The sequence below is a fragment of the Sphaerotilus microaerophilus genome, assembly GCF_023734135.1.
In the GTDB taxonomy this organism is placed as follows: Bacteria; Pseudomonadota; Gammaproteobacteria; order Burkholderiales; family Burkholderiaceae_C; genus Sphaerotilus; species Sphaerotilus microaerophilus.
On sequence record NZ_AP025730.1, the window covers coordinates 4190995 to 4212986 of the forward strand.

At 65.3% G+C, this 21992-nt stretch carries 19 protein-coding genes; 12 read left to right on the plus strand and 7 right to left on the minus strand.

The annotated features are described in order from the left end of the window. Positions 1 to 49: 49 nt before the first annotated feature. The 6 genes from NGK70_RS17890 to NGK70_RS17915 form a co-directional block, all read right to left on the minus strand. Entirely contained in the window at positions 50 to 397 is a 348-nt protein-coding gene (locus tag NGK70_RS17890) for a DUF3024 domain-containing protein (protein ID WP_487391330.1), read from the minus strand. A 109-nt stretch (positions 398 to 506) separates the two neighbouring features. Next, a complete protein-coding gene (locus NGK70_RS17895) occupies positions 507 to 2396 on the minus strand; it encodes an NACHT domain-containing protein (RefSeq protein ID WP_251969846.1) in 1890 nt (629 codons plus the stop codon). A 38-nt stretch (positions 2397 to 2434) separates the two neighbouring features. Next, complete coding sequence (locus NGK70_RS17900) at positions 2435 to 3508, minus strand: IS630 family transposase (RefSeq protein ID WP_251969847.1); 1074 nt, start codon at positions 3506 to 3508, stop codon at positions 2435 to 2437. Between the two features lie 109 nt (positions 3509 to 3617). Then, positions 3618 to 4145 carry a hypothetical protein gene (locus NGK70_RS17905; protein WP_251969848.1) on the minus strand — a complete coding sequence of 176 codons (528 nt, stop codon included), beginning with the start codon at positions 4143 to 4145 and terminating at the stop codon, positions 3618 to 3620. Between the two features lie 485 nt (positions 4146 to 4630). Then, entirely contained in the window at positions 4631 to 5269 is a 639-nt protein-coding gene (locus NGK70_RS17910) for a 3-oxoacid CoA-transferase subunit B (protein WP_251969849.1), read from the minus strand. A gap of 34 nt (positions 5270 to 5303) precedes the next feature. Then, the gene (locus NGK70_RS17915; RefSeq protein ID WP_251969850.1) at positions 5304 to 6002 is read right to left on the minus strand and encodes a CoA transferase subunit A; all 699 of its coding nucleotides are present in this window, start codon (positions 6000 to 6002) and stop codon (positions 5304 to 5306) included. A gap of 178 nt (positions 6003 to 6180) precedes the next feature. Between NGK70_RS17915 and NGK70_RS17920 the strand changes: the two genes are divergently transcribed. After that, positions 6181 to 6738 carry a LuxR C-terminal-related transcriptional regulator gene (locus NGK70_RS17920; RefSeq protein WP_251969851.1) on the plus strand — a complete coding sequence of 186 codons (558 nt, stop codon included), beginning with the start codon at positions 6181 to 6183 and terminating at the stop codon, positions 6736 to 6738. A gap of 51 nt (positions 6739 to 6789) precedes the next feature. On the opposite strand, the gene NGK70_RS17925 is transcribed toward NGK70_RS17920, so the two are convergent. Beyond that, the gene (locus NGK70_RS17925; RefSeq protein WP_251969852.1) at positions 6790 to 9534 is read right to left on the minus strand and encodes a protein kinase domain-containing protein; all 2745 of its coding nucleotides are present in this window, start codon (positions 9532 to 9534) and stop codon (positions 6790 to 6792) included. A 454-nt stretch (positions 9535 to 9988) separates the two neighbouring features. Here NGK70_RS17925 and NGK70_RS26670 point away from each other — a divergent pair, with 454 nt between their 5' ends. From NGK70_RS26670 to fae, 11 genes are all read left to right on the plus strand, one after another. Continuing rightward, the gene (locus tag NGK70_RS26670; protein WP_487391326.1) at positions 9989 to 10921 is read left to right on the plus strand and encodes an Lcl domain-containing protein; all 933 of its coding nucleotides are present in this window, start codon (positions 9989 to 9991) and stop codon (positions 10919 to 10921) included. A gap of 63 nt (positions 10922 to 10984) precedes the next feature. Beyond that, positions 10985 to 11998: an IS701 family transposase gene (locus NGK70_RS17930; RefSeq protein WP_251969112.1), complete on the plus strand. Its 1014-nt coding sequence runs from the start codon at positions 10985 to 10987 to the stop codon at positions 11996 to 11998. A gap of 65 nt (positions 11999 to 12063) precedes the next feature. After that, entirely contained in the window at positions 12064 to 12612 is a 549-nt protein-coding gene (locus tag NGK70_RS26675; protein ID WP_428985530.1) for an Lcl domain-containing protein, read from the plus strand. Between the two features lie 360 nt (positions 12613 to 12972). Further along, a complete protein-coding gene (locus tag NGK70_RS17935) occupies positions 12973 to 14457 on the plus strand; it encodes an RCC1 domain-containing protein (RefSeq protein ID WP_251969853.1) in 1485 nt (494 codons plus the stop codon). Positions 14458 to 14666: 209 nt separating this feature from the next. Next, on the plus strand, positions 14667 to 15875 hold the full coding sequence (locus tag NGK70_RS17940; protein ID WP_251969854.1) for a beta-ribofuranosylaminobenzene 5'-phosphate synthase family protein: 1209 nt from the start codon (positions 14667 to 14669) through the stop codon (positions 15873 to 15875). Between the two features lie 114 nt (positions 15876 to 15989). Then, complete coding sequence (locus tag NGK70_RS17945) at positions 15990 to 16904, plus strand: NAD(P)-dependent methylenetetrahydromethanopterin dehydrogenase (RefSeq protein WP_251969855.1); 915 nt, start codon at positions 15990 to 15992, stop codon at positions 16902 to 16904. 18 nt (positions 16905 to 16922) lie between these two features. Beyond that, a complete protein-coding gene (locus NGK70_RS17950) occupies positions 16923 to 18152 on the plus strand; it encodes an ATP-grasp domain-containing protein (RefSeq protein WP_251969856.1) in 1230 nt (409 codons plus the stop codon). Beyond that, positions 18149 to 19180 carry a methenyltetrahydromethanopterin cyclohydrolase gene (gene mch, locus NGK70_RS17955; RefSeq protein ID WP_251969857.1) on the plus strand — a complete coding sequence of 344 codons (1032 nt, stop codon included), beginning with the start codon at positions 18149 to 18151 and terminating at the stop codon, positions 19178 to 19180. The genes NGK70_RS17950 and mch overlap by 4 nt, the downstream gene beginning before the upstream one ends. A 146-nt stretch (positions 19181 to 19326) precedes the next feature. Further along, entirely contained in the window at positions 19327 to 20295 is a 969-nt protein-coding gene (locus NGK70_RS17960) for an ATP-grasp domain-containing protein (protein ID WP_256490865.1), read from the plus strand. After that, positions 20292 to 21257, plus strand: coding sequence for a triphosphoribosyl-dephospho-CoA synthase (locus tag NGK70_RS17965; protein ID WP_251969858.1), 966 nt, complete (start codon positions 20292 to 20294; stop codon positions 21255 to 21257). Before NGK70_RS17960 ends, NGK70_RS17965 begins: the two co-directional genes overlap by 4 nt. Positions 21258 to 21359: 102 nt before the next feature. Further along, on the plus strand, positions 21360 to 21869 hold the full coding sequence (gene fae, locus NGK70_RS17970) for a formaldehyde-activating enzyme (protein WP_251969859.1): 510 nt from the start codon (positions 21360 to 21362) through the stop codon (positions 21867 to 21869). Positions 21870 to 21992: the final 123 nt, after the last annotated feature.

Sequence of the window (21992 nt, forward strand, 5' to 3'; positions counted from 1 at the left end):
CTTGATCCACCAACGCACCTTCGCAGCGTCGATCAGGAGCCCCAACCCCTCAGCCAAAGAAGCAGTGCAGCCGGTCCTCTGTGACCAGATCGAAGAACGCCTGAACGCTGCCCGCCACCGCCGGCTCGTAGGGGTGCCACTTCAGGGTGCTGCGCATCCAATACACCCGCCACTGATTCGTGCGGCGGACATACGTCGCCTTGGCAAACGGCCGTCGAATGATTTCTGTCGGTCGGTCCCACGCGGGCCGAACCTCCAGCAACTCGACAGACTGCCCGGCAATGCGCCACTCGAAATCCACTTGGTCGCGCACCTGCACCGGCGGGCGCCGCACCGCCATGAAAGCCTCGGCGGCTTTCTCTATGCGTTTGAGGTCCAGTTCATTGAAGGCGATGATCGATTACTCCCCAAGAAACCGCCGAGGCAATCTTGACACCTTGATCAAGAAGATCTTTGGCCGAAGCATGAAACGGGAACACCTTGTAGACCATTTTAGCATCAGTACTCTACCTTCTCATTGTGACTCTAATGCCATTGAAGAGCAGTTCCCGTCCCAAAAATTTACTCTCCAACCAATTTCTGGAGATTCGCCCGGTATCCGGAATATCAACCTCAAATGCCGAGTCATCGATTCCAGAATCCACATCGACTCGTTTGGTCGCAATAAAGTCTGAGCCGGTATCGTTAAGTGTCAATGCGTACCTGCGGCAGGCAACATCGACAAACGACTTATGAGCTTCCTCGCTCTCAAGCAATTTCGCCAGATGTGTTTCCACAGATTCGCGCTCGTGAGCAAGCTTAGCGTCAGCAGCTAGAAACGCCAACCCTAGGACACAAAGCCCAAGGGCATCACTTCGGACGAAAATTGGATTTTCCCGTCGAAGTCGCTCGAGAAAGATCGCAATCTTTGCACTGCTGCCGTCTGCGATCAGTGAACGATTCATTAGGACTCCCGCTAGCCAGGCCGCTGGCTCTGTCGACAAAGCTGTGGCGATTGCCAAAGGAGCTGGGTATTGCGCAATGTACGTCGCGATCTTTTTCTCAGGGAAAGGTGATCGAACAAGGTAATCGGCAGCAAGATACTCCTGTAGAGTCAGGTGCGAAAACTCGTATTGCCTGGGACCGACCTCAACGACTAGTCCGGTATGTGACTCTATCTCCTGGGCAACTAGCTGAGCCTCGTCCTCCGGAAGTTGGAAACGCCTCCTGAGCTTCCGGTAGGCATTTATTAGGTCTTTGTCTGAGAATACCTTGATCTTATTGGAGTATGTGAATTCAAAAGCAAGGGCCGAAAGAAACCGAAGTTTCTTCTCTGCTCCAAAGTCAGCGTAGCGAGAGCGACGGACGATTTCTCGTTCGCGATCCCATTCGCGAATCATCAAGAGCGTCACCATCTCATATATTTCGAATGGCTGCTCCGGCAGATAGCCTCCCAAGTGATAGAGATTAAGCATGTGTGCGAGAAAAAGCGGCCGCTGCGCAAGCTCTAAAAGTGAGGGACTTTGCGCCTGACGCATAAATTCATCAGCCTTTGGTCCGAGCCAGCTTCTAGCCATGCCTTGAATATCTGAGAGCAGCAATTCACATACTTCGACTACGGTAAGATAGCCGAGCGGAGTCCGATACTCTCCGCTTCGGCAGGTGATGACTACGCGCAACGCGTCACTTGCTTCGAGGAGGCTCCGGATGTCGGCTTCAATTGCAGAGCGGACCAATGTATTGACTTCGTCCAGTCCATCTAGGAATAGCGTCGCCTGCAACTCGTTGAGTGCTTGCGAGACTGCACGGGGAATGGACTGTCCTTCGCAAACCTCCCGCCGCCTCACCACCATCTTGGGCGGGCGTCCGGGTGACGCCATGTTGACTTGCTCCTCAACTTCGTGAATCTGAAGCCCCAATTCCTGGGCGATATGACGCAGTAAAGGAAATGAGGTGCTCTCCGTGCCGTTGAACACTCGCAAACGTACAAGAATAGGAACCTGCGATGTGTCGCTATTCGAATTAGGTTCCTCGCACAGCAACACATGGCAAAGACGTTTCAGAGTCGTAGTCTTGCCAGCGCCGGGTGGGCCAAGAATTAGCAGATGCTCCTTACCCAGAAGATCTTTCTCAGAAAGAGTCGGGCCAGTTGCCTGGGAGTTGCGAAAACGGCGTGGCGTACCGGCGAACGTTAGGGGGACCGTTTCGCCCTCGACCGACCTCGCGCTAGACATACGGTAAAACTGGACTTGTCGGCTCCAGTTCGATACCAAACGCAAGTGGACGGAAAGCGCTTCCTGCACACGGTCTTCTCTTGCGCGAACTCCTCCTTGCGCAGGGTGATCCTTAGTCAATCGGTCGATGACCTTTTTTCCAAGATGTTCTGCGAGAACCGGGAGGAGGTTTTCTAGAGCCATACTGATTACCTAGTAGATTCCTATTATTAACCTGGCAATTAAATATACGAACAATTCATGGCGACGCTCGCATATGAAACGGTCTTGCTTCTGAAGTAGCGTTTGATCTTTCCGGGTAGTTTTGTGAGTGTCTTCATGAAATCCGCAGCGATACGTTTGAGCTCATCGGAATCCTTGGCCGCCGGGCGCATGCGCAACTCGGTCTTCAAGTCGCGGTTGAGGATCTCGTCGGGATTGGCTTCGGGCGAATACGGCGGCAAGTAATGAACCTCGATTTGCCTCTCCTTGCCTTCGAGCCATTGCGTGACGGCCTTGGCCCGGTGAACCCGAAGGTTGTCCACGATCAGGAAGACCTTCTTGCCGGCACTGTCGGCCACGAGCGCAGCGAGGAACTCGATGAATCGATCCTGGTTGATCGCGCCGTCGTGGAAGGCGAACTTCAGCAGTCCCTGGTTGGTCAGCGCCGAGATCATGGTGATGCTGGTCCAGCGCGCGGCATGCCGCAGCACCGGGGTCTGCCCGGCCGGGGCGTAGCCGCGCACCCAGGCGGTGTCCTGGCGGATGGCCGTCTCATCGCCCCAGTAGATCTCGCCTGCTTCAGCCTTGGCCCGACGCACCAGCGCGGGGTAGTCCACCTGCATCCATTGCTGCACCAGCTCGCTGCGCTGCTCGACGGCCCGTTTGGCGGGCCTCTGAGGCGTGAAACCCCAACGCCGCAGATACTCGCCCACGGTGCGAATGGGCATGTCGATGCCCAACTTGAGCTTGATGGCCTCCTGCACCGCCTTGCGCGTCCACAACGCGAACGGCAACGACATCTGATCTGGATTGCCCCCGACGATCTGATCGCGCAGGGCCATCTCATCGAGCAGGCTGATCGTGCGCTTTTCACCCACACGGCGCCCGCGCCGCGCCGAACTCACATTCGTTGGTGCCTTTTCACCGCCCACATTGAAACGCCGTGCCCAACTCATGAGCGTGCTTTGGTGGACTCCAACGATCTGAGCAATCTCGGACCATGCCCGCCCGTCCTGACGCAGCCGGTGCGCCTGCCGGCGCAACAGCTCCAGGGATTCTTCTGAAAGTGAACGGGCGTCAGTAGGCTTATTCATGCAAACATTATACTAACATTTGTATTTAATTGCCGGGTTAATAAATTCAGGTGAATTATCCATTACCTACCGGAAGCACCTAAGTACCTAGGTCTCATATCCCGGATGATTAAGTAACAGCTATCGCCTTCCCCGCGCATACACTGGTATTGAGAAAGTGTTGAGCCACCTGAAGGCGAGGCCACGACACATAAAGACCGAGGATACCCAGCACAGCAAAAAGGGCATAGAGTGTTCCAAAGCAATGCAGGTAAGTCAGGTGCCAGCGGTGGGGCAGCCAAATCCTGGACTGCTTCTTCCGCGCCTCGGTTAACTTGACCTCATTTTGAAAGAGCATCCAATACTCCGACTCACCAAGACCTGAGATAAGCTCAAGGTGCTTTAAGGCGGACTTGGAGACCTCGAGCAATTGCCTCGCTCGCTGGTCAAGCTTCCAAAAAACGAAAGAAGTAACCACTAGCAGAACGCTTAGGTAGAACGCGAGCTCAGGATAGTGAAAGTCCTTGTTTAGGGATGTACCTAGTGCCGTGGTCATCAGGACAGCAAGAACGATGAAGTAGTTGAATGTCGTGAATCGCTGCGCGGCATGAAGCTTGAAGTGCTCCCAGGCATAGTTGCGTGCTTCTTTTTCCTCCACCGTGACCTCCGCCGTAAAGTATTCAGGCCGTCAGAATGAAAATGGTACTCGCGTTAGCCGAATTGTAGGGTAGCAACAGCCACCCAATATACATAGAGACACACTGTCACCAACTGAAGAAGGCTCCACGCGTCAGTAAATTGCATTTTTAGGGGAGATTAGGCGCTTGATTCGATGCGGCATTCGGATTACCGGATTCGCGTAAATATTCCGACCTTCCGAACCACATGTCGATCATGCTGCCTACACCCAGCCCTGAGCCATTACTCAGTACGATCAAGTGCGCGAGCGAATGCAGTATCTGCATCTCAGCTTACGCACCGAGACAGCGGGTGTCTACTAAACTTTGTAACGCTTCTGAGATGCGTCGCCAACAAACGATGCTCACTGGTTGAAGCTGAACCCCACCCTCTCCAAACAAAAACGGCACCCCGCAGGGTGCCGTTTCAGCATCACAACCGCGAGTCACCCCGCGATCAGCACGCTCAATGCAGCGCCACGCCCGTGGCCGCCTGAATCTCGTCGCGGGTCACGCCCGGGGCGAGTTCGACGAGTTCCAGGCCGTGGTGCGTCACGTCCAGCACGCCCAGGTCGGTGATGATGCGGCTGACCACGCCCACGCCGGTGAGCGGGAGGGTGCAGTGGGAGAGGATCTTGAGGTCCTTGCTGCCGTCCTTCTTGGTGGCCACGTGCTCCATCAGCACCACCACGCGGCCGACGCCGGCGACGAGGTCCATCGCGCCGCCCATGCCTTTGACCATCTTGCCCGGGATCATCCAGTTGGCAAGGTCGCCCTTTTCGCTGACCTGCATCGCGCCCAGGATGGCCAGGTTGATCTTGCCGCCGCGGATCATGCCGAAGCTGTCCGCGCTGCTGAAGAAGGCCGAGCCGGGCAGCGTGGTCACGGTCTGCTTGCCGGCGTTGATGAGGTCGGCGTCGACCTTGTCCTCGGTCGGGAAGGGGCCGATGCCGAGCAGGCCGTTTTCGCTCTGCAGCCAGACTTCCATGCCGGCGGGCACGTGGTTGGCCACCAGGGTGGGCAGGCCGATGCCCAGGTTCACGTAGAAGCCGTCGCGCAGTTCCTGTGCAGCGCGGGCGGCCATTTCATCGCGGGTCCATGCCATGTCTTGATCTCCTGATGAAGGGGGTCGGGGCCGCTCAGGCCTTGCGCACCGTGCGTTGTTCGATGCGCTTTTCCGGCGTCGTGTTCAGCACGATGCGGTGCACGAAGATGCCGGGCAGGTGGATCTGGTCGGGGTCCAGCGCGCCGGTCTCGACGATCTGCTCGACCTCGACGACGGTGATCTGGCCGGCCTGCGCGACGTTCGGGTTGAAGTTGCGCGCGGTCTTGTTGAAGATGAGGTTGCCGCTCTTGTCGGCGATGTGCGCCTTGACCAGCGACACCTCGGGCACCAGCGAGCGCTCCATCACGTACTTCTCGCCGTCGAACTCGCGGATTTCCTTGCCGTCGGCCACGATGGTGCCCACGCCCGTCTTGGTGAAGAAGGCCGGGATGCCGGCGCCGCCGGCGCGCAGCTTCTCGGCCAGCGTGCCCTGCGGGGTGAACTCCAGCTCCAGCTCGCCGCTGAGGTACTGGCGCTCGAACTCCTTGTTCTCGCCCACGTAGCTGGAGATCATTTTCTTGATCTGCCGCGTGGCCAGCAGCTTGCCGAGGCCGAAGCCGTCGACGCCCGCGTTGTTGGAGATGGCCGTGAGGTTCTTGACCCCGCTGGCCTGCAGCGCGTCGATGAGCGCCTCAGGGATGCCGCACAGGCCGAAGCCGCCAACGGCGATCAGCTGGCCGTCGCGGACGATGCCGTTGAGCGCCGCCTCGGCGCTCGGGTAGATCTTGTTCATGCGTGAAGCCTCCGCAGGGGGAAGAAAGACACAAAGGACACGGGGTCCGGGTTCTCTGGAACGGCGCGAAGCGTACTACGTAACGCGTTAAGTAGCTGCTACGTAGAATTGATTAAGGCCGGGACCCGATGCTGCGGTCAACGCCCTGTCCATGCGAACTGACACCCGGTTTCATCCCATGCTCGACCTTGACTACCGCACCGCCTTCGAACTCGCCCCGATCGGCCTGGTGCTGTCGCGCCACCGCCTGATGGTGGACTGCAACCGCCAGGTGCTGGAGATGTTCGGCGTGGAGCGCGAGCAGCTCATCGGCCAGAGCTTTGCGGTGCTCTACCCCAGCGCGGCGGAGTTCGAGCGCACAGGAGAGCGCATCACCGCCAGCCTGGACGCCACCGGCCGCTACGCCGACGAGCGGGTGATGAAGCGCCTGGACGCGCGCGGCCAGGAGGAGCTGTTCTGGTGCCACGTCTCCGGCCGCGCGCTGGACCCGGGGGACCCGCATGCCGCAGGCATCTGGGCCTTCGAGGACCTGTCCGCGCTGCGCCAACTCAAGGCCGACCTGACGCCGCGTGAGCGCGAAATCGCCGCGCTGCTGATCGAGGGCCTGACCAGCAAGCTGATCGGCCGTCGCCTGGGCATCAGCCCGCGCACGGTGGACGTCTACCGCGCCCGGCTGATGCGCAAGTACGAGGCGGCGACCACGCCGGAGCTGGTGCACAAGCTGTTGAGTGCGTGAGGCGCTGCCGGAGCGGGCGCAGGCGGAAACGTTGATGCAGGCGCAGTCACATCAGGCCCGCGCCAGCGCCCGTCGAATGCGCTCGCCCCACTGCGGCCCGCCACCGCTGGCCTGGGCCTCGGCATCGGCCTGGCGCAGCAGTTGCCGCCCCTGGTCACGTTGGCCGGTACCCGCCAGGGCTCGACCCCGCTCGAACTTCACCTTCCAGCCCATGTGCGGATCCGAGGCCACATGCAGCCAGGCGGCCGAATTCACATCGATGCCCTCCAGTGCCGCCAACGCCTCCCGGCACCGTCCCAGGTCATTGAGCGCCCACGCGCGGTAATACTGGATCGCGTCGCCCAGCTTGCGCTTCTCGTACCAGGGCAGCACCTCGTCCAGGATCACCAGGGCCTCGGTGGCCTGGCCGAGCTGCAGCAGCGGGATCGCCTTGTTGTTGCGCACACTGATCGTGTAGCCGTGCGATGGCCCCAGGGTCGCGGCGAAGGCGGTTTCGGCGGCCCCCAGGTAGTCCAGGCTCTGCTGCGGGCGGCCCGTCGGGTCATTGCTGACGAGGTTGGCCAGCTCGAAGTTGACCAGCCCGACGTGCAACGCCCGATCCCCCAGCAGCTGCGTCAGCACCTCTCGCACCCGCAGCAGGATCCGGCGCGCCTCCTCACTGCGGTTCTGCCCGGCCAATGAACTGGCCAGCGCCATCTCGGCGCGTGCGAATGTGACCGCACCCACCGACTGCGCACTGTAGGGCGCGCTGGTGATCTCCTTGAGCAGCCGCTCGCCCTCCGGGCGCTGCTCGGCGCCGGCACCCAGCAGCAGCTCAGCCAACCGCTGGCGGGCCTCCAGCCGATCGGCCAGCGCCGCCTGCGGCCAGGCGTCCACCCGGCGCAGCAGGTCACGCGCCACGGGAATGGCCTCGGCGCCGCGCTGGCGCGCCGCCAGCACATCCACCTGGACGGCCAGGAAGCGCAGCGCCGTCTCGTTGACGGACTCCAGCTCGCCTGCGGGCAGTGCGGCGCGCGCGCGTTGCAGCAACTGCTCGCCCTCATCCGGCTTGTAGAAATGCACCTTGGCCTGGGCCCAGCCGATCAGCGCGAGCGGCAGATCCCGGCTCGCTGCCGGGCTGCCCACCGCCGCGCCGGGCGGCGCCAACAGCGCCACTGCGCGCTCGTACTGCTTCATCGCGGCCGTGCTGGCCTGGCTGCGCACCAGGATGTCACCCAGCCGCCGGTGCAGTGCCGCCTCGATGTCGGGCTGACCGGCAAAGCGCCCTTCCAGCTTCTGCGCCGCGCGCTCCACCACCTCTGTCATCGTCAGCAGCCGCGTGCTGCCAACGCGGGTGACATCGGCGCTGTCCAGCACATCGCGGCTGACGAAGTCGAGCATCGCCGCCGTGCGCGCCGCCTCCACACGCGCCTCCGCCAGGGCGCGCCGGTTCTGCTCGAACAGCCACCCGCCGGCCCCCAGCGCCAGCAGCAGCAGCGCCGCGGCGGCGGCCAGCCAGGGCCGGCGCGTCTGGCGGCGCTCGCGCTCACGCTGCGCGCTCTCCACCGCCTGCCGCGCCGCCAGCTGCGCCGCGCGCTCCTCTCGCCGCTGCGGCAGCCGCCGCAGCCGCTCGGCCAGTTCGCCCGCGCTCGCCAGGCGCCGCTGCGGATCGCCCTCGGTGGCGGCAGCAATGTCCTCGCACAGCAGCGCATCGCCGACCTCCCGTTCCCAGCCCGTGCTGAGCGGGCGGCGCAGGTCACCCAACACCAGCTGAAACAGCAGCAGCCCCAGCGCATACACGTCGCTGCGCGTCGTCGCGCCCTGCCCAGCCAGGATCTCGGGCGCCCAGTACTGCGGCGTGCCCGACCAGGGCGAGGCCGCGCCCTCCTGCCCCTCCGCCACCGTCATCCCCAGCAGCGTGATGCCGCTGGCCTTCAACCGCGCCTCGTCCAGCGCATGCGCGCTGCCGAAGTCGGTCAGGCAGGGCTGCCAGCGCGGCGCAGCCGCATCGGCCGGGCCGGCCCCGTCGGCCAGGCCGGGCCGCACCAGCACGTTGGCCGGTTTCAGGTCCTTGTGCAGCACCCCCACGCCATGGGCCGCCGCCACCGCGTCGGCAATCCCTGCAAACAGCGCGAGCCGATCCGACCGGGCCATGCCCCGCAGCGGCGCATCAGGCCCGGCGGCCCAGGCCAGCAGATCCAGCCCGCCATACTCGCATTCCATGTGGTACGGCGGCTCTGAAAACCCCACGCCCACCACCCGGACGATATCCGGGCGGTCGCCCAATTCCCCATGCAGCGCGCGCAGCAGGGCAACTTCACGCTTGAGCGAGAGGAATTCCTCGGCGTCAGTTGCAAACCTGAACACCCGCTCCCGGCCGGTATCTCGCTGCCGCGCCAGCCAAACATGGCGGCGCTCGCCCATACCCAACGGTCGCAGCAGCTCAAAACCCGGCCGACCCGGCACCGGCATCCCCGCCTGAAAGGCGCCCGGGTCCGTGCCTGCAATGGCTTGGACGGCATCCTCGGCGCCGCGGGCATCCACGCAGTCGGCCGGCATACGCTGCACCTCACCGACCAGCCGATAGCCGATGCGCGGCACGTTGACAATGCGCGCACCGCCCTGCGGCCCGAGCGCCTTGCGCAATTTGGTGACCGCGTTGGCCAGCACGTTGTCCACCGTCGGCCGGCCTTCCCAGACCGAATCGAGCAGCTCCTGGCGCGTCACTACCTCGTTGGGCTGCCGCAACAACAGCGCCAGCACCCGCAGCGGAAGTGGCTCAACCAGCATCGCCTGCCCACCGACCGTGAGCGTCATCGCCCGTTCGTCGAACTCCGCCGCACCGAAGCGACAACAGCCTGCTCTGCTCTGCTGTGAGCAAACCTGATCTGCGCCGCCCCGTCCATCCCTCATCCCTCTCTCCTGACTTCACCGGCCGCACCAAAAAGCCTGATGGCACCTCGCACCAGCCTGTGCCCCCACTTCGCGTAAGGCTAACGGCCAGCCTGTGCGCCGTGAATCCGTGATGGATGTCGCGATTGTTTCAAGTTGTTTCGTGATGGTGCCATGAACCCTCCGTGAGGGTTTGGTGAGGACGACTCTTGGGACAAACTCCCACACTGAGCCCAGCCCGACTCTCATCGGCGCGGGATCGGCTAGTCGACAGATGCGGTACGTGGTCGCACCGGCGGAACTTGGCGTTCACCAACATCGGCGCACGGCGGTGGGATACCCGCACACCCGCACGAAGTGCCACATCGGAGGTTCAAGCATGGGATCAGGTTTCAGGTTCTCGTCTCGCCTGCATCTGGGGCTTACTCAATTGGCACTTGCCGCAGCGCTGGTCGCATGTGGCGGTGGAACCGATCCCACGGTGGTCACCGCGCAACCCGTTGAAGCCCCGGCCATCACCACCCAGCCGACCAGCCAGACCGTCACGGCAGGCGCACAAGCCTCCTTCATGGTAGCGGCCACTGGCACCCCGACGCCGGCAATCCAGTGGCAGGTCAGCAGCGACGGCGGGAACACCTGGACCAATGTCACCGGGGCAAACACAGGAACTTATAAGACCAGCGCTCTCGCTATGACGGACAGCGGGAGACGTTACCGTTCAGTCCTGACCAACAGCGCAGGCACAGTAACCAGCGCAGTTGTTGAACTTACCGTTCAGTCAACAGCCCCATTACCGTCATCTGCTTTCACAAAGATATCTTCCGATGGACGGGATCTGCCAGACAATGCCATAACTTGGGCCTGCGTCCGCCAGCGGTCCACTGGATTGATCTGGGAGGCGAATATTACACAGACAATGAGGGTAACTCAGCACCCTTGTCCCGCAAACGCGGCAGCGACATGTTACGGCTTCACTAACCTTGGTGATGGTCGCATGTATGATGCAAGTACAGTACCAGCCTCAGTGGGATCTTTGTGCGGCAAGACCGGATGGCGTTTGCCAACTCTGGCAGACGGTCAGGCATTGACGAACGATGCCGCTTACTCCGGCAACGCATATGTAGCATGGAAGACTTGGTTTGGCACAGAAGACAAAGCAATCTTGGGATGGACTTCGTCCCCATTGGCGAACGATCCCACTAATGCATGGGCAATAAATTTCCCAGAAGGAAATATCCAGTACAACCTCCGTGCCTATGGTGGAAATAATATCGCTTTAATGAATGTTAGTAGGACTTACGCAAACGTTTAAATCAAACTAGATTATTTAATATATCGGCGCCGATTTCGTGGTATTTGTGATAATATATTCACCATGAAACCCACGAGCCGAGACTACTGCCAATTTCTGATATCCACACAAATCAACTACACGCAGACCTATTTTGCGGATCACCATCAGAGGTTTTCTCATGACGCCATAAATCGCTACTTGCAGGCTGCCAATATCAGCCCGGCCGATGTCTGGAATCTGGCCCGACGAAACATCGAATTTGACGACGATGCCTGCCTGGTTTTCGATGACAGCGTTCTGGACAAGAACCACTCGCACAAAATCGAGCTGGTGCGCAAACAGTACAGCGGCAACGCCCACGGCCTGATCAAGGGCATTGGGGTGGTCAACTGCCTGTACGTGAACATCAAGACCGGCCACTACTGGATCATCGACTGGCGCATCTATGCGCCTGACGAAGACGGCAAGTCCAAGCTGGATCATGTCCAGGAGATGTTCGACAATGCCATGGCGCACAAGAAGCTGCCCTTTCGCACCGTGCTGATGGACTCCTGGTACGCCACCATGGATCTGATGAAGCACATCCACCGGGCGGGCAAGCACTTCTACTGCCCGCTCAAGAGCAATCGCAAGGTTGACGACAGCCAAGGCCAGCAGCCCTACAAGGCGGTCAGTACGCTGCAGTGGAGTGCCCAAGAACATGTGCATGGCAAACACGTCAAACTGTTCAAGTTTCCCAGTGACATCAAGCTGAAACTGTTCCGGGTTGTGGTTGATACCAATCGCACGGACTGGGTTGTGACAAACGACCTATCTCAAGATTCGACGGACGATACGCATGAGATGTGTGCCGTGCGCTGGAAGATTGAGCAGTACCACAGGGAGATCAAGCAGGTTCTTGGCATCGAAAAATGTCAGTGCAGAATGGCCCGGTCACAGAAGAATCACATCGCCTGCGCGATATTGGCCTGGGTCCACCTCTGCGAGACGGCCAAAGCGCTGAAGACAAACATCTACAGCCTGAAGAAGGGAATCCTCTCGGAATTCCTCAAGAAGGAACTTCGGTCACCAACCATTCGCATGGCACCCATCTGACATATTGAGTCGAAATGGCGAATCATTGCGCTAGCTGAAGTGACCCTGCGTAAGTCCTAGTTAGATTGGTTCAAGGGGTAGTCACAGCGCCTGGAGTTACCCCGACCACCGGACTTACAAAGGTTTCGGATGCGGGGCGAGATCTTGCGGATGATGCCACGTCATGGGCATGTGTTCGACAAAACTCGACAGGGTTGATGTGGGAGGCTCATGTCCGGCGAGGTATCGATGCGACTGGAAATTGGATATCACACCAGTGCCCGTTTGAGGCCACGTACAAGTGTGCCGGCTACAGTAATTTAAATAATGGTGATTTATGGGATGCCCCAACTGTTGCCACAACAATAGGGAGCCGATGCGGAAGAACGGGCTGGCGCCTTCCAACCGCTACTGAAGCTGAAGGTTTAGTTCGAGATCCAGTATATTACTATGATGGAGCATACAGTGCGTCCATCTCATATCGTCGATGGTTTGGAACCGATGACACTGCCTTCAGCGGTTGGACCTCAAGCTACCCAAGTTCACAAGCCGCATACTTTGTTGATTTTTCGGATGGAACAGTGAATTTAACATTAAGGTACGACATGAACTATGTGCGGCTTGTTGCACCCTGATTGTGGAAGATTATTAACCTGGCAATTAAATACAGATGTTAGTATAATGTTCGCATGAATAAGCCGACAGACCGATGAACCCGTTTGACAAACCCAAGTACCTCGTCGTCAAGCAGACCACCGCCGACAAGCCCGCCCTGAGGCCAAGACAGACAACCAGTACGTCAACATGGCGGTCACCCTGTCGCCCGCCGGGAAGGCACTGCGCAACGAGGGCCGGTTCGAGGTGAGCACGGTGTTCCGCCGCGAATAGCCTCTGTTCAGCCCGTTGCCGGGACAGGTGCGGGTGCGCCCATGCGCCCGCAGCGCGCGGAGCCGGATCGATTCACGTCACTGATTCCCAAACCAAGGAGTTCCTCCATGCAACGCACTGCGTTCTCATTGACTGCGCTGGTCGTCAGCCTGGGCTTGACCCAAGTCGCGCTGGCCGGTGCCCCCTCCATCACCAGCCAACCACCCAACCTGGGCGTGCAGCAGGGCCGCACCGTCACATTCAGCGTCGCTGCCAGATCAGCCGCGCCGACCACGCCGCTGACCTACCAGTGGCGCCGCAACGGCGTGGCCATCGCGGGCGCAACCGCTGCGTCCTACACCACGCCGGCCGCCGCCCTGACCGATGACAACGCCCTGTATAGCGTGGTCGTTGCTTCGGCAGGCGTATCCGTCACCAGCGCCGGCGGACGGTTGACGGTGGTGCCGCTGTTCAAGTCGGCGTCCACGGGACACTCGCTGTCCACGGCGGTGGGTGAAGATGGATCAGTCTGGTCCTGGGGCTCGCCGGTTCCCGCACAACGTGCCAACGCAACCATATTCGGCATTGGCGATATCTCCCGAGTGAAGGCTTCGTCCTCAACGCCATTGAAGTCGATCGCATCCGCACTCGGCAGCCTCGAAAGCATCACGGCCCTGACCACCTCAGGCGCATTGCTGGCCTGGGGCAATGGCCGCGTGGGTGACGGCCTGGACACCACGCGCCTGTATCCAACCGCCGTCAAGTACAGCAACGGCAGCGCGCTGACCGGTATTTCGTCTTTTGCTCGCGGCCACCAGTTCAGTGTGGCAGTACGAAAGAGCGATGGAAGCGTGTGGGCGTGGGGTAATAACACCCTCTGCGTCCTTGGTATTGACGTCAATCTCTGTCCCGGTCTGATCACGCAGCACGCCCTCTTCGCGCAACCGGTGTTCGAAAGCTCGAACCTGCCGCTGACGGGCGTGACCCAGGTGGCTGCCGCCGGCAATTTCCACTCGCTGGCCCTCAAGAGCGATGGCTCGGTCTGGTCCTGGGGTTTCGAGGAGTGGGGACATCTCGGCAATGGCACGGCATTCGGCAAGAAATCGCTGGCCAAGCCCGTACTCACCAGCACCGGCGCCCGCCTGACGGGCGTGAAGGCCGTGGTAGCGGGCAATGCCCACTCGATCGCGATCAAGTCTGACGGCACCGTCTACGCATGGGGGTACAACAGTCGCGGTCAACTCGGGATCGGCACCTCGGGCACCTCCGCGGAATCCCGAACCGCGGTTCAGGTGAAGGCGTCTGCCAGCACGTTCCTCACCGGCGTGGTCGCCGCCGCCGCGGGCGAAAGCCACACGCTGTTCCTCAAGAGCGACGGCAGTCTGTGGGGCGTTGGGGCGAACTGGGGCCGCCAGATCGGCTATGGCTCCACCGCCAACCAGCTGTATCCGATTCGCGTCCTGGATGCCTCGGGCGTGGCCATCACGGGGGTGAAATCGCTGGCTGCCTACAACGACCACTCCCTGATCGTGCGCAGCAACGGGCGGGCCTATGCCTTTGGCTCACTCGTTCCCGGCTCGGTGCCCGAGCCGCGCTTCGTGTCCTCGCCGTGAACGCGCAAGTCGGGTGACGAGGTGGCCGGGCGGGGCCAGGCAAGGACAAAGTGTCACCCGAACGCGCCTGCGCCCAGGCACCCGCACCCTTGCCTGAACGTGGGATCGGCCGCGCCACCGCATTCAGCGAGCCCCGCCAATGCGCTCCCCCTTGGAACGCCCCTTGCTGTCTCCAGTGAAAACCACCGACTCCGGAGACAGGCTGTTCCATGGAATTCGATCTTCCCTACCCGACACCGGGGAGCGGCGCCCGACCGGGCGAGTCGGCCAGGCATTCGTGCGGGCGCACGGTGTGGGTGGAAGCGCCTGCGCGGCTTCACCTGGGTTTCCTGGACCCGGCGGGCTCGCTGGGCCGGCCCTTCGGGAGCCTGGGGCTGACCGTCGCGGCACCGGTGACGCGGCTCAGCCTGACGGCAGCGACTGGCCCCGCCAACCAGGTGATCGCCAGCGGGCGTGACGTACCCGCCGAGGATCTGGCACGTGCCGAACGCCACCTGCACGAGCTGCAGCGGCGCAGCGGCCTAGGCCGGCCGATGTCCCTGCAGCTGGAGTGCACGCTGGCGCCGCACGCCGGCCTGGGCTCAGGCACGCAGCTGGCTCTGGCGGTGGGACGGGCCTTTGCCCGCTGGCATGGGCTGGATCTGCCAACGGTGGCACTCGCGGCCTGGCTGGGGCGCGGGCTGCGCTCGGGGGTGGGCATTGCCGGGTTCGACCAGGGCGGGCTGCTGCTGGACGGCGGGCCGCTGGCGGACGGCTCGCCCGCGCCGCTGCTGGCGCGGCTGGCGCTGCCGGCCGGCTGGCGGGTGCTGCTGGTGAGCGACCCGCAGTGCCAGGGGCTGTCCGGCAGTGCCGAGCGCAGCGCGCTGGCCGCGCTGGCGCCGCTGCCCCAGGCGGCGGCCGCGGCCATCTGCCATGAGACGCTGATGCGGGTGCTGCCCGGCGCGGCGGGGGCCGGCTTTGCCGCGGCGGCGCAGGGCGTCAGCCGCATCCAGCAGATCCTGGGGGATCACTTTGCGCCGGCGCAGGGCGGCGATGCCTTCGTCAGCCGCCCGGTGGGTCGGCTGCTGCGCTGGATCGAGCGGCAGGCGCAGCAGCCGGCTGCCGGGCTGGCGCCGGCCGACCTGGGCGCCGGCATCGGCCAGAGCAGCTGGGGGCCGACCGGCTTTGCGCTGCTGCCCTCGGCGGCACGGGCACAGCAGCTGCTCGATGCCGCGCGGGCGGCCGGCCTGGTCGATGCGGGGCTGGCGCTGCGCATCGTCGAGCCGCTCAACCGCGGCGCGCGGGTGATCGAGCACCCTGCACGCATGCAGGACACCGCGGGCGATCCCGCTGCCGCCACCGCCCCCCGGCGAGCCGACGACGGCTGCCCGCCACCGCCGCGCTGCGCGGCCCCGCTGCGGGCCTGGCCGCGGGGCTGAATGAAGCCCTCGCCCGGTCCGGCGGGGCAGCACCACGACCCCCGGCCCGATCCCTGCGCCGGCGCCCGCACCGACACCGCCCTCCCCCTTCCACCAGACGAACGCCCCCCGACCATGGAACGCCCCTACATCCTCCACCTCTTCACCCCCGGCTCGCAGATGAGCCCCTTCGACGTCAACATGGCCGCCGACGCCGGCTACCAGGTGATCGCGCCCTACACCGGCGTGACGCTGGAGGGCGTGGCCGCGCTGACGCAGGACGCGATCTTCTCGCGCAGCCCCAAGGGCCTGGCGCGCACGGCGATCTTCATCGGCGGGCGCGATGCGCTGCTGGCCGCGGACATGCTGGAGAAGGCGAAGCGGGCCATGTTCGCGCCCTTCCAGGTGGCGCTGATGGCCGACCCCAGCGGCGCCTACACCACCGCGGCGGCGATGGTGGCCTGCGTGGAGGCCGCCCTGCGCGAGCACGCCGGCAGCACGCTGGCCGGGCGGCGCGTGGTGGTGCTGGGCGGTACCGGGCCGGTCGGCCGCATCGCCTGCGTGCTGGCAGCGCAGGCGGGCGCGCAGGTGGCGCTGTCCAGTCGCACCGGCATCGATGCGGCGGAGGCGGCGGCGCGGCTGACCGGCGAGCGCTTTGGCGTCACGCTCGAAGGGGTGAGCGGCGGTGACCGGGCCGCCGTGCGCGCCTCGCTGGAGACGGCGGACGTGCTGCTGTCCTGCGCCGCGGCGGGTGTGCAGGCGGTGGGCGCCGAGGACCTGGCCTTCGCGCGCAACCTGCGCGTGGCGGCGGATGTGAACGCGGTGCCGCCGGCCGGGGTGGCGGGTGTGGAGGTGATGGACCGCGGCGCGCCCATCGCCGGCCTGAACGGCGCAGTGGGCATCGGCGCGCTGGCAATCGGCAACGTCAAGTACCAGACCCAGCAGCAGTTGCTGCGCCGCATGCACGAGGCCGGTACGCCGCAGGTGCTCAGCTTCCGCGAGGCCTTCGAGCTGGCGCGGCAGATCCTGGCGGCGCCGGCGGCGGCCTGAGCGGGAACCCCAAGCGCCGTGCCGTCCCTGCCGATCGCCATCGCCGGCCTGTCGGTGCGTGCCGCAGCCGAGGCGGCCCGGCGGGATGGCTTTGCCGTGACGGCGCTGGACGCCTTCGGCGACCTGGACACGCGGGCCGCTGCGGCGCACTGGCACCGCCTGCGGCTCGACCCCGCGCAGCCCTGGCAGGTCGACCTGGCCAGCCTGGATGCGGCGCTGCACGAGGCGCGCCTGCCGCCCGGCACGCCGCTGCTGCTGACCAGCGGTTTCGCGGCCGAAGGCGCCACCCTGGGACCCTGGCTGACGCGCTGGGAGTTGGGCTCGGGCCCTGACCTCGGCCTGCGCTTTGCCGGCACCCGGCCGCACAACGCCGATGTGCTGCGCCAGCCGCAGCGCTTCTTTGCCGCGCTCGATGCGCTGGGGCTGCCCTACCCCCCCGTCTCCTTCGCCGCACCCGCGGATCCAGCCGGCTGGCTGTGCAAGGACTTCGGCGGTGCCGGTGGCGTGCAGGTCCAGCGCACTGCGCCGGCTGCGGACAGGCTGCCACGGCGCTACTGGCAGCGCGAGCTGGCCGGCACGCCGATGTCGCTCACCTTCCTCGCCGATGGCCGGCGCGCCGCCCTGCTGGGCCTGAACCGCCAGCTGCTGGCACTGACGCCCGAGCGGCCCTGGCGCTTCGGCGGGGTGATCGGCCCGCTACCCGCGGCTGCGGCGCAGCGTGCGCAATGGCAGGGCTGGCTCGACGCGCTGGCCTTTCAGTTCCACCTGCAGGGCCTGTGCAGCCTGGACCTGCTCGACACGCCGGGCGGCTGGCAAATCCTCGAAGTCAACCCACGCTGGAGCGCCAGCGCAGCGCTCTACGGCCCGGACGGCGGCCTGGTGCAGGCTCACCTCGACGCCTGTACCGGGTCCTTGCCCGATCCGGCCGCGCTGGCCCGACTGCGCGGGGCGAGGGTGCGCGGCAGCGCCATCGCCTACGCCCGCACCGCCCTCCCCTTCGACGCCCCGCGCTGGCAGCGCCTGCTCGACGCAGCCCAGGCGCTGGATCTGCACGACCTGCCCGCTGCCCCGCTGACCGTGGCCGCGGGCGAGCCCCTGTGCACGCTGTGCGCCCACGCCCCTACCGAAGCCGCCGTGGCCACCACGCTGGCGCAGCGCCACGCCGCGCTGGCTGACCTGCTGGGCAACGAGTCGCTGGACGACCTGGCCCTGCCCACCCAACCTCCGATGGAAACCAGTTCCCCATGAGCACCCCCCTGTCCCCTCCGCTGGCGAACTGCGCCCTGAGCGTCAACGCCCTCGCCGCCCCGCTGGTGCAGCGCCTGATCGACCAGGCCGATGCGCTCGGCGTGCAGGTGCAGCGCGATGCGCGCGGCGTCACGCTGATCGACGCCGGCATCGACGTGCCGGGCAGCGTCGCCGCCGGCCGGCTGATCGGCGAGATCTGCCTGGGTGGCCTGGGCCGCGTGAGCCAGCGCTGCCAGCCCGAAGGCGGCTGGCCGGACTGGCTCGACGTGGCCAGCGCCCAGCCGCTGCTGGCCTGCCTGGGCAGTCAGTACGCCGGCTGGAGCCTGGCGGCCAGCAAGGAGGAGACCGGCGGCAAGAAATTCTTTGCGCTGGGCTCCGGGCCGGTGCGGGCTCTGGCCGGCAAGGAGGCGCTGTTCGAGGAGCTGGGCTACCGCGACCGCGCCAGTCACAGCGCCGGTCAAGGCGTGCTGGTGCTGGAGGTGGACCGCGCGCCGCCCCCGGTGGTGCTGGACAAGGTGCTGCGCGACAGCGGCCTGGCGCCCGAGGGGCTGACCGTGATCCTGACGCCCACGCGCAGCCTGGCCGGCACGACGCAGGTGGTGGCGCGGGTGCTGGAGGTGGCGCTGCACAAGACGCACGCGCTGGCGCAGGAAACGGGCTTCGACCTTGCCCACCTCATCGACGGCGCGGCCTGCGCCCCGCTGCCGGCCCCCACCGCCGACAGCGTGCAGGCGATGGGCCGCACCAACGACGCCATCCTCTACGGCGGCCAAGTGCGCCTGAGCGTGCGCGGCCCGGTGGAGGCGGCGCACAAGCTGGCCCGTCGGCTGCCGTCCGCCACCTCAGCGGACTACGGCCGGCCGTTTGCCGAGGTCTTCCAGGCCGCCGGGTTCGACTTCTACAAGATCGACCCGATGCTGTTCGCCCCGGCGGAGGTCTGGATCAGCCACCTCGACAGCGGCAGCACCTTCCACGCCGGCGCGACCGACCTGGGGCTGCTGCTGCGGCATTGGCAGCAGGAAGCCTGACGATCATGACCCCCCCCCGTTGCGGCTTCGCCGCTCCCCCCCAGGGGGGCGCAACCAGCGGACCGGCAGAGCCGGATCCGCGGTTGCCGCTGGATGACGCAGGCCGCGTCGCCTCGATACGCTCGAACACCGCAGCGCCGCGCGGGCTGCGCGTGGCCATCATGACCGACGAGATCGGCTGGCACACGCGCCAGCTGCAGCGCGCGCTGCGCGAGCGCGGCGGCGTGGGCCGCTGCGTCGATCTGGCGGACTGCGAGTTCGACACCTCGGCGCACTGGCACGGCCTGCTGCTGCCCGGCTACGGCCGCACGCTGCCGGATGCGGTGATCGTGCGCGGCATCGCCGGCGGCAGCTTCGAGCAGGTCACCAAGCGGCTGAGCATCCTGCATGCGCTACAGGCGCTGGGCGTGCCGGTCTACAACGAGCCGCGCGCCATCGAGCGCAGCGTCGACAAGGCCATGACCACCTGGCTGCTGCACCGCGCCGGCCTGCCGACGCCGGCGACCTGGGTGGGCGAGGACACGGCGCGCGCACGCCGCCAGCTGGTCAAGGCCGCTGCCGCCGGACAGGGCCTGGTGAGCAAGCCGCTGTTCGGCTCGCAGGGCAAGGGGCTGGCGCGGGTCGGGCGGGTGGACGGCGCCTTCGAGCCGCTGCCCGAGCGCCCCCGCGGCGTGGCCGGCCCGGCCGGTCTGCACTACCTGCAGCGCTTCTTGCCCGCGCCCCTGCCGCCGAGCCAAGCGACGGGCGAGCCCGGCCACGACTGGCGCGTGCTGGTGATTGGCGGGCGGGCCGTGGCGGCGATGCGCCGCGTCAGCACGCACTGGATCCACAACGTCGCCCAGGGCGCACGCGTCGAGCCGGCCGAGCTGACGCCGGCGCTGGCCGGGCTGGCCGAGGCTGCCACCGCTGCGCTCGGCCTGGACTACGCCGGGGTGGACCTGATGCCCGCGCCGGAGGCAGCGCAGCCCATCCAGATCATCGAAGTCAACGGCGTGGCCGCCTGGCGCGGCCTGCAGCAGGTGACGGGCTTTCGCATCGCCCGCGCCCTCGTCGACGACCTGATCGACCGCAAGCTGGCCGCGGCAGCGCCGAGCCGTCTCGGGCGGCGGGCATGAAGGCCGCGGACGCGGCGGGGCGCATCGAGCGCGCCTTCCTGCTCGCCTGCGCCTGGGACGTGGCGGTGCGCAAGCCCGGCAATGTCAGCCGGCATTCGAGTGGCCACGGCATGCAGGCGCAGACCTTTCTGGACAGCGCCGCGGTCGCGGCCCCAGCGCTCTGCCGCGCCGGGGCCCGCGTCGGCGAGCGCATCGAGGCGGCCATGGCCGCCACCTGGGAGCGCGTGGGCTGCAACACCAACCTGGGCATCCTGCTGCTGTGCGCGCCACTGGCGGCCGCAGCCGAGCGGCTGACTGACGCACAGCAACAACCAGACAGCAAGACACAAGACCTGACCCCAGCCACCTCAGCCACTCTGCGCGCTGCACTCGCCGAAGTGCTGGCCGAACTGGACCGTGAGGACGCCGCCGCCGCCTTCCGCGCCATCGTGCGCGCCAACCCCGGCGGGCTGGGCCGCAGCGACACGCAGGACGTGCGCGATGCCCCCAGCGTGACGCTGCGCGAGGCGATGGCGCTGGCCGCCGGGCGCGACCGGCTGGCCCGCCAGTACCGCAACGGCTTCGGTGAACTCTTCGACCTCGGCCTGGCCGCGCTGGGTGGCGCCGGGCGGCGGGCACTGGCGGCCCCGGCCGGCGGGCCGGCCCAGCCCAGCCGCGCCCAGGTGGCGGCGGTGCAGCGCGTCTACCTCGCCTGGCTCGGCTCAGGCGAGGATTCACACCTTGTTCGCAAGCACGGCAGCGCAGTGGCACAGGTTGTCCTGCGCGAGGCACAGGGCTGGGCCGCGCGCCAGGCCGCCGGCGTGGTGCTGGAGGCCGATGCGGCCTTCACCCATTGGGACGAAGCCCTCAAAACGGCCGGTTTGAACCCCGGAAGCAGCGCCGACCTGACCGTGGCGACGCTGATGGCCGCCCTGCTGACCGGCACGGTGCCCACCGCCCAAGGTGGCACGGAACGTGATTAGACAGACCTGGGGCCGCGGCACTGCGCCGCGCCTGCGCTGCGACCCATGCCGCGATGCGGCAACCGCACGGACCACAAACCCTTGATTGGAGACTGAAAAACCATGGCCAAGATCGATCGCATGATGGTCGGCGAATCCCTCGTGGGAGACGGCAACGAGGTCGCGCACATCGACCTCATCATCGGGCCGCGCGGCAGCGCGGCGGAAACCGCGTTTGCCAACTGCCTCACCAACAACAAGGACGGCTTCACCTCGCTGCTGGCGGTGGTCGCACCGAACCTGCTGTGCAAGCCGGCCACCGTGATGTTCAACAAGGTCACGATCAAGGGCGCCAAACAGGCGGTGCAGATGTTCGGCCCGGCGCAGCGTGGCGTCGCGATGGCGGTGGCCGACAGCGTCGAGAACGGCACCATCCCGGCCGACGAGGCGGACAACCTCTTCATCTCGGTGGGCGTGTTCATCCACTGGCTGGCCGCCGACGACGCGAAGATCCAGGACTACAACTACGCCGCCACCAAGGAGGCGCTGGCGCGCGCCGTGGCGGGCTCGCCCACCGCAGCCGAGGTGGTGGCCAAGAAGGGCAGTTCCGCCCACCCCTTTGCCGCTCATTGAGGGGTCGCGCCGCAGGGGCTGCTGGGCACAGCCCCTGCATGAATTGACTCCTGGGTGACTCTCCGACGCCCGGGCCGCCAAGTGGGGGTGGCCCGGGCCTTTTCGCTGGTGCCTTGGAACGCC

Bases quoted from the DNA above. Each gene is read 5' to 3' on its own strand.
- NGK70_RS17895 (WP_251969846.1), bottom strand. From the start codon at position 2,396: ATGGCTCTAGAAAACCTCCTCCCGGTTCTCGCAGAACATCTTGGAAAA.
- NGK70_RS17900 (WP_251969847.1), bottom strand. From the start codon at position 3,508: ATGAATAAGCCTACTGACGCCCGTTCACTTTCAGAAGAATCCCTGGAG.
- NGK70_RS17910 (WP_251969849.1), bottom strand. From the start codon at position 5,269: ATGGCATGGACCCGCGATGAAATGGCCGCCCGCGCTGCACAGGAACTG.
- NGK70_RS17915 (WP_251969850.1), bottom strand. From the start codon at position 6,002: ATGAACAAGATCTACCCGAGCGCCGAGGCGGCGCTCAACGGCATCGTC.
- NGK70_RS17920 (WP_251969851.1), top strand. From the start codon at position 6,181: ATGCTCGACCTTGACTACCGCACCGCCTTCGAACTCGCCCCGATCGGC.
- NGK70_RS17925 (WP_251969852.1), bottom strand. From the start codon at position 9,534: ATGACGCTCACGGTCGGTGGGCAGGCGATGCTGGTTGAGCCACTTCCG.
- NGK70_RS26670 (WP_487391326.1), top strand. From the start codon at position 9,989: ATGGGATCAGGTTTCAGGTTCTCGTCTCGCCTGCATCTGGGGCTTACT.
- NGK70_RS17930 (WP_251969112.1), top strand. From the start codon at position 10,985: ATGAAACCCACGAGCCGAGACTACTGCCAATTTCTGATATCCACACAA.
- NGK70_RS17935 (WP_251969853.1), top strand. From the start codon at position 12,973: ATGCAACGCACTGCGTTCTCATTGACTGCGCTGGTCGTCAGCCTGGGC.
- NGK70_RS17940 (WP_251969854.1), top strand. From the start codon at position 14,667: ATGGAATTCGATCTTCCCTACCCGACACCGGGGAGCGGCGCCCGACCG.
- NGK70_RS17945 (WP_251969855.1), top strand. From the start codon at position 15,990: ATGGAACGCCCCTACATCCTCCACCTCTTCACCCCCGGCTCGCAGATG.
- mch (WP_251969857.1), top strand. From the start codon at position 18,149: ATGAGCACCCCCCTGTCCCCTCCGCTGGCGAACTGCGCCCTGAGCGTC.
- NGK70_RS17965 (WP_251969858.1), top strand. From the start codon at position 20,292: ATGAAGGCCGCGGACGCGGCGGGGCGCATCGAGCGCGCCTTCCTGCTC.
- fae (WP_251969859.1), top strand. From the start codon at position 21,360: ATGGCCAAGATCGATCGCATGATGGTCGGCGAATCCCTCGTGGGAGAC.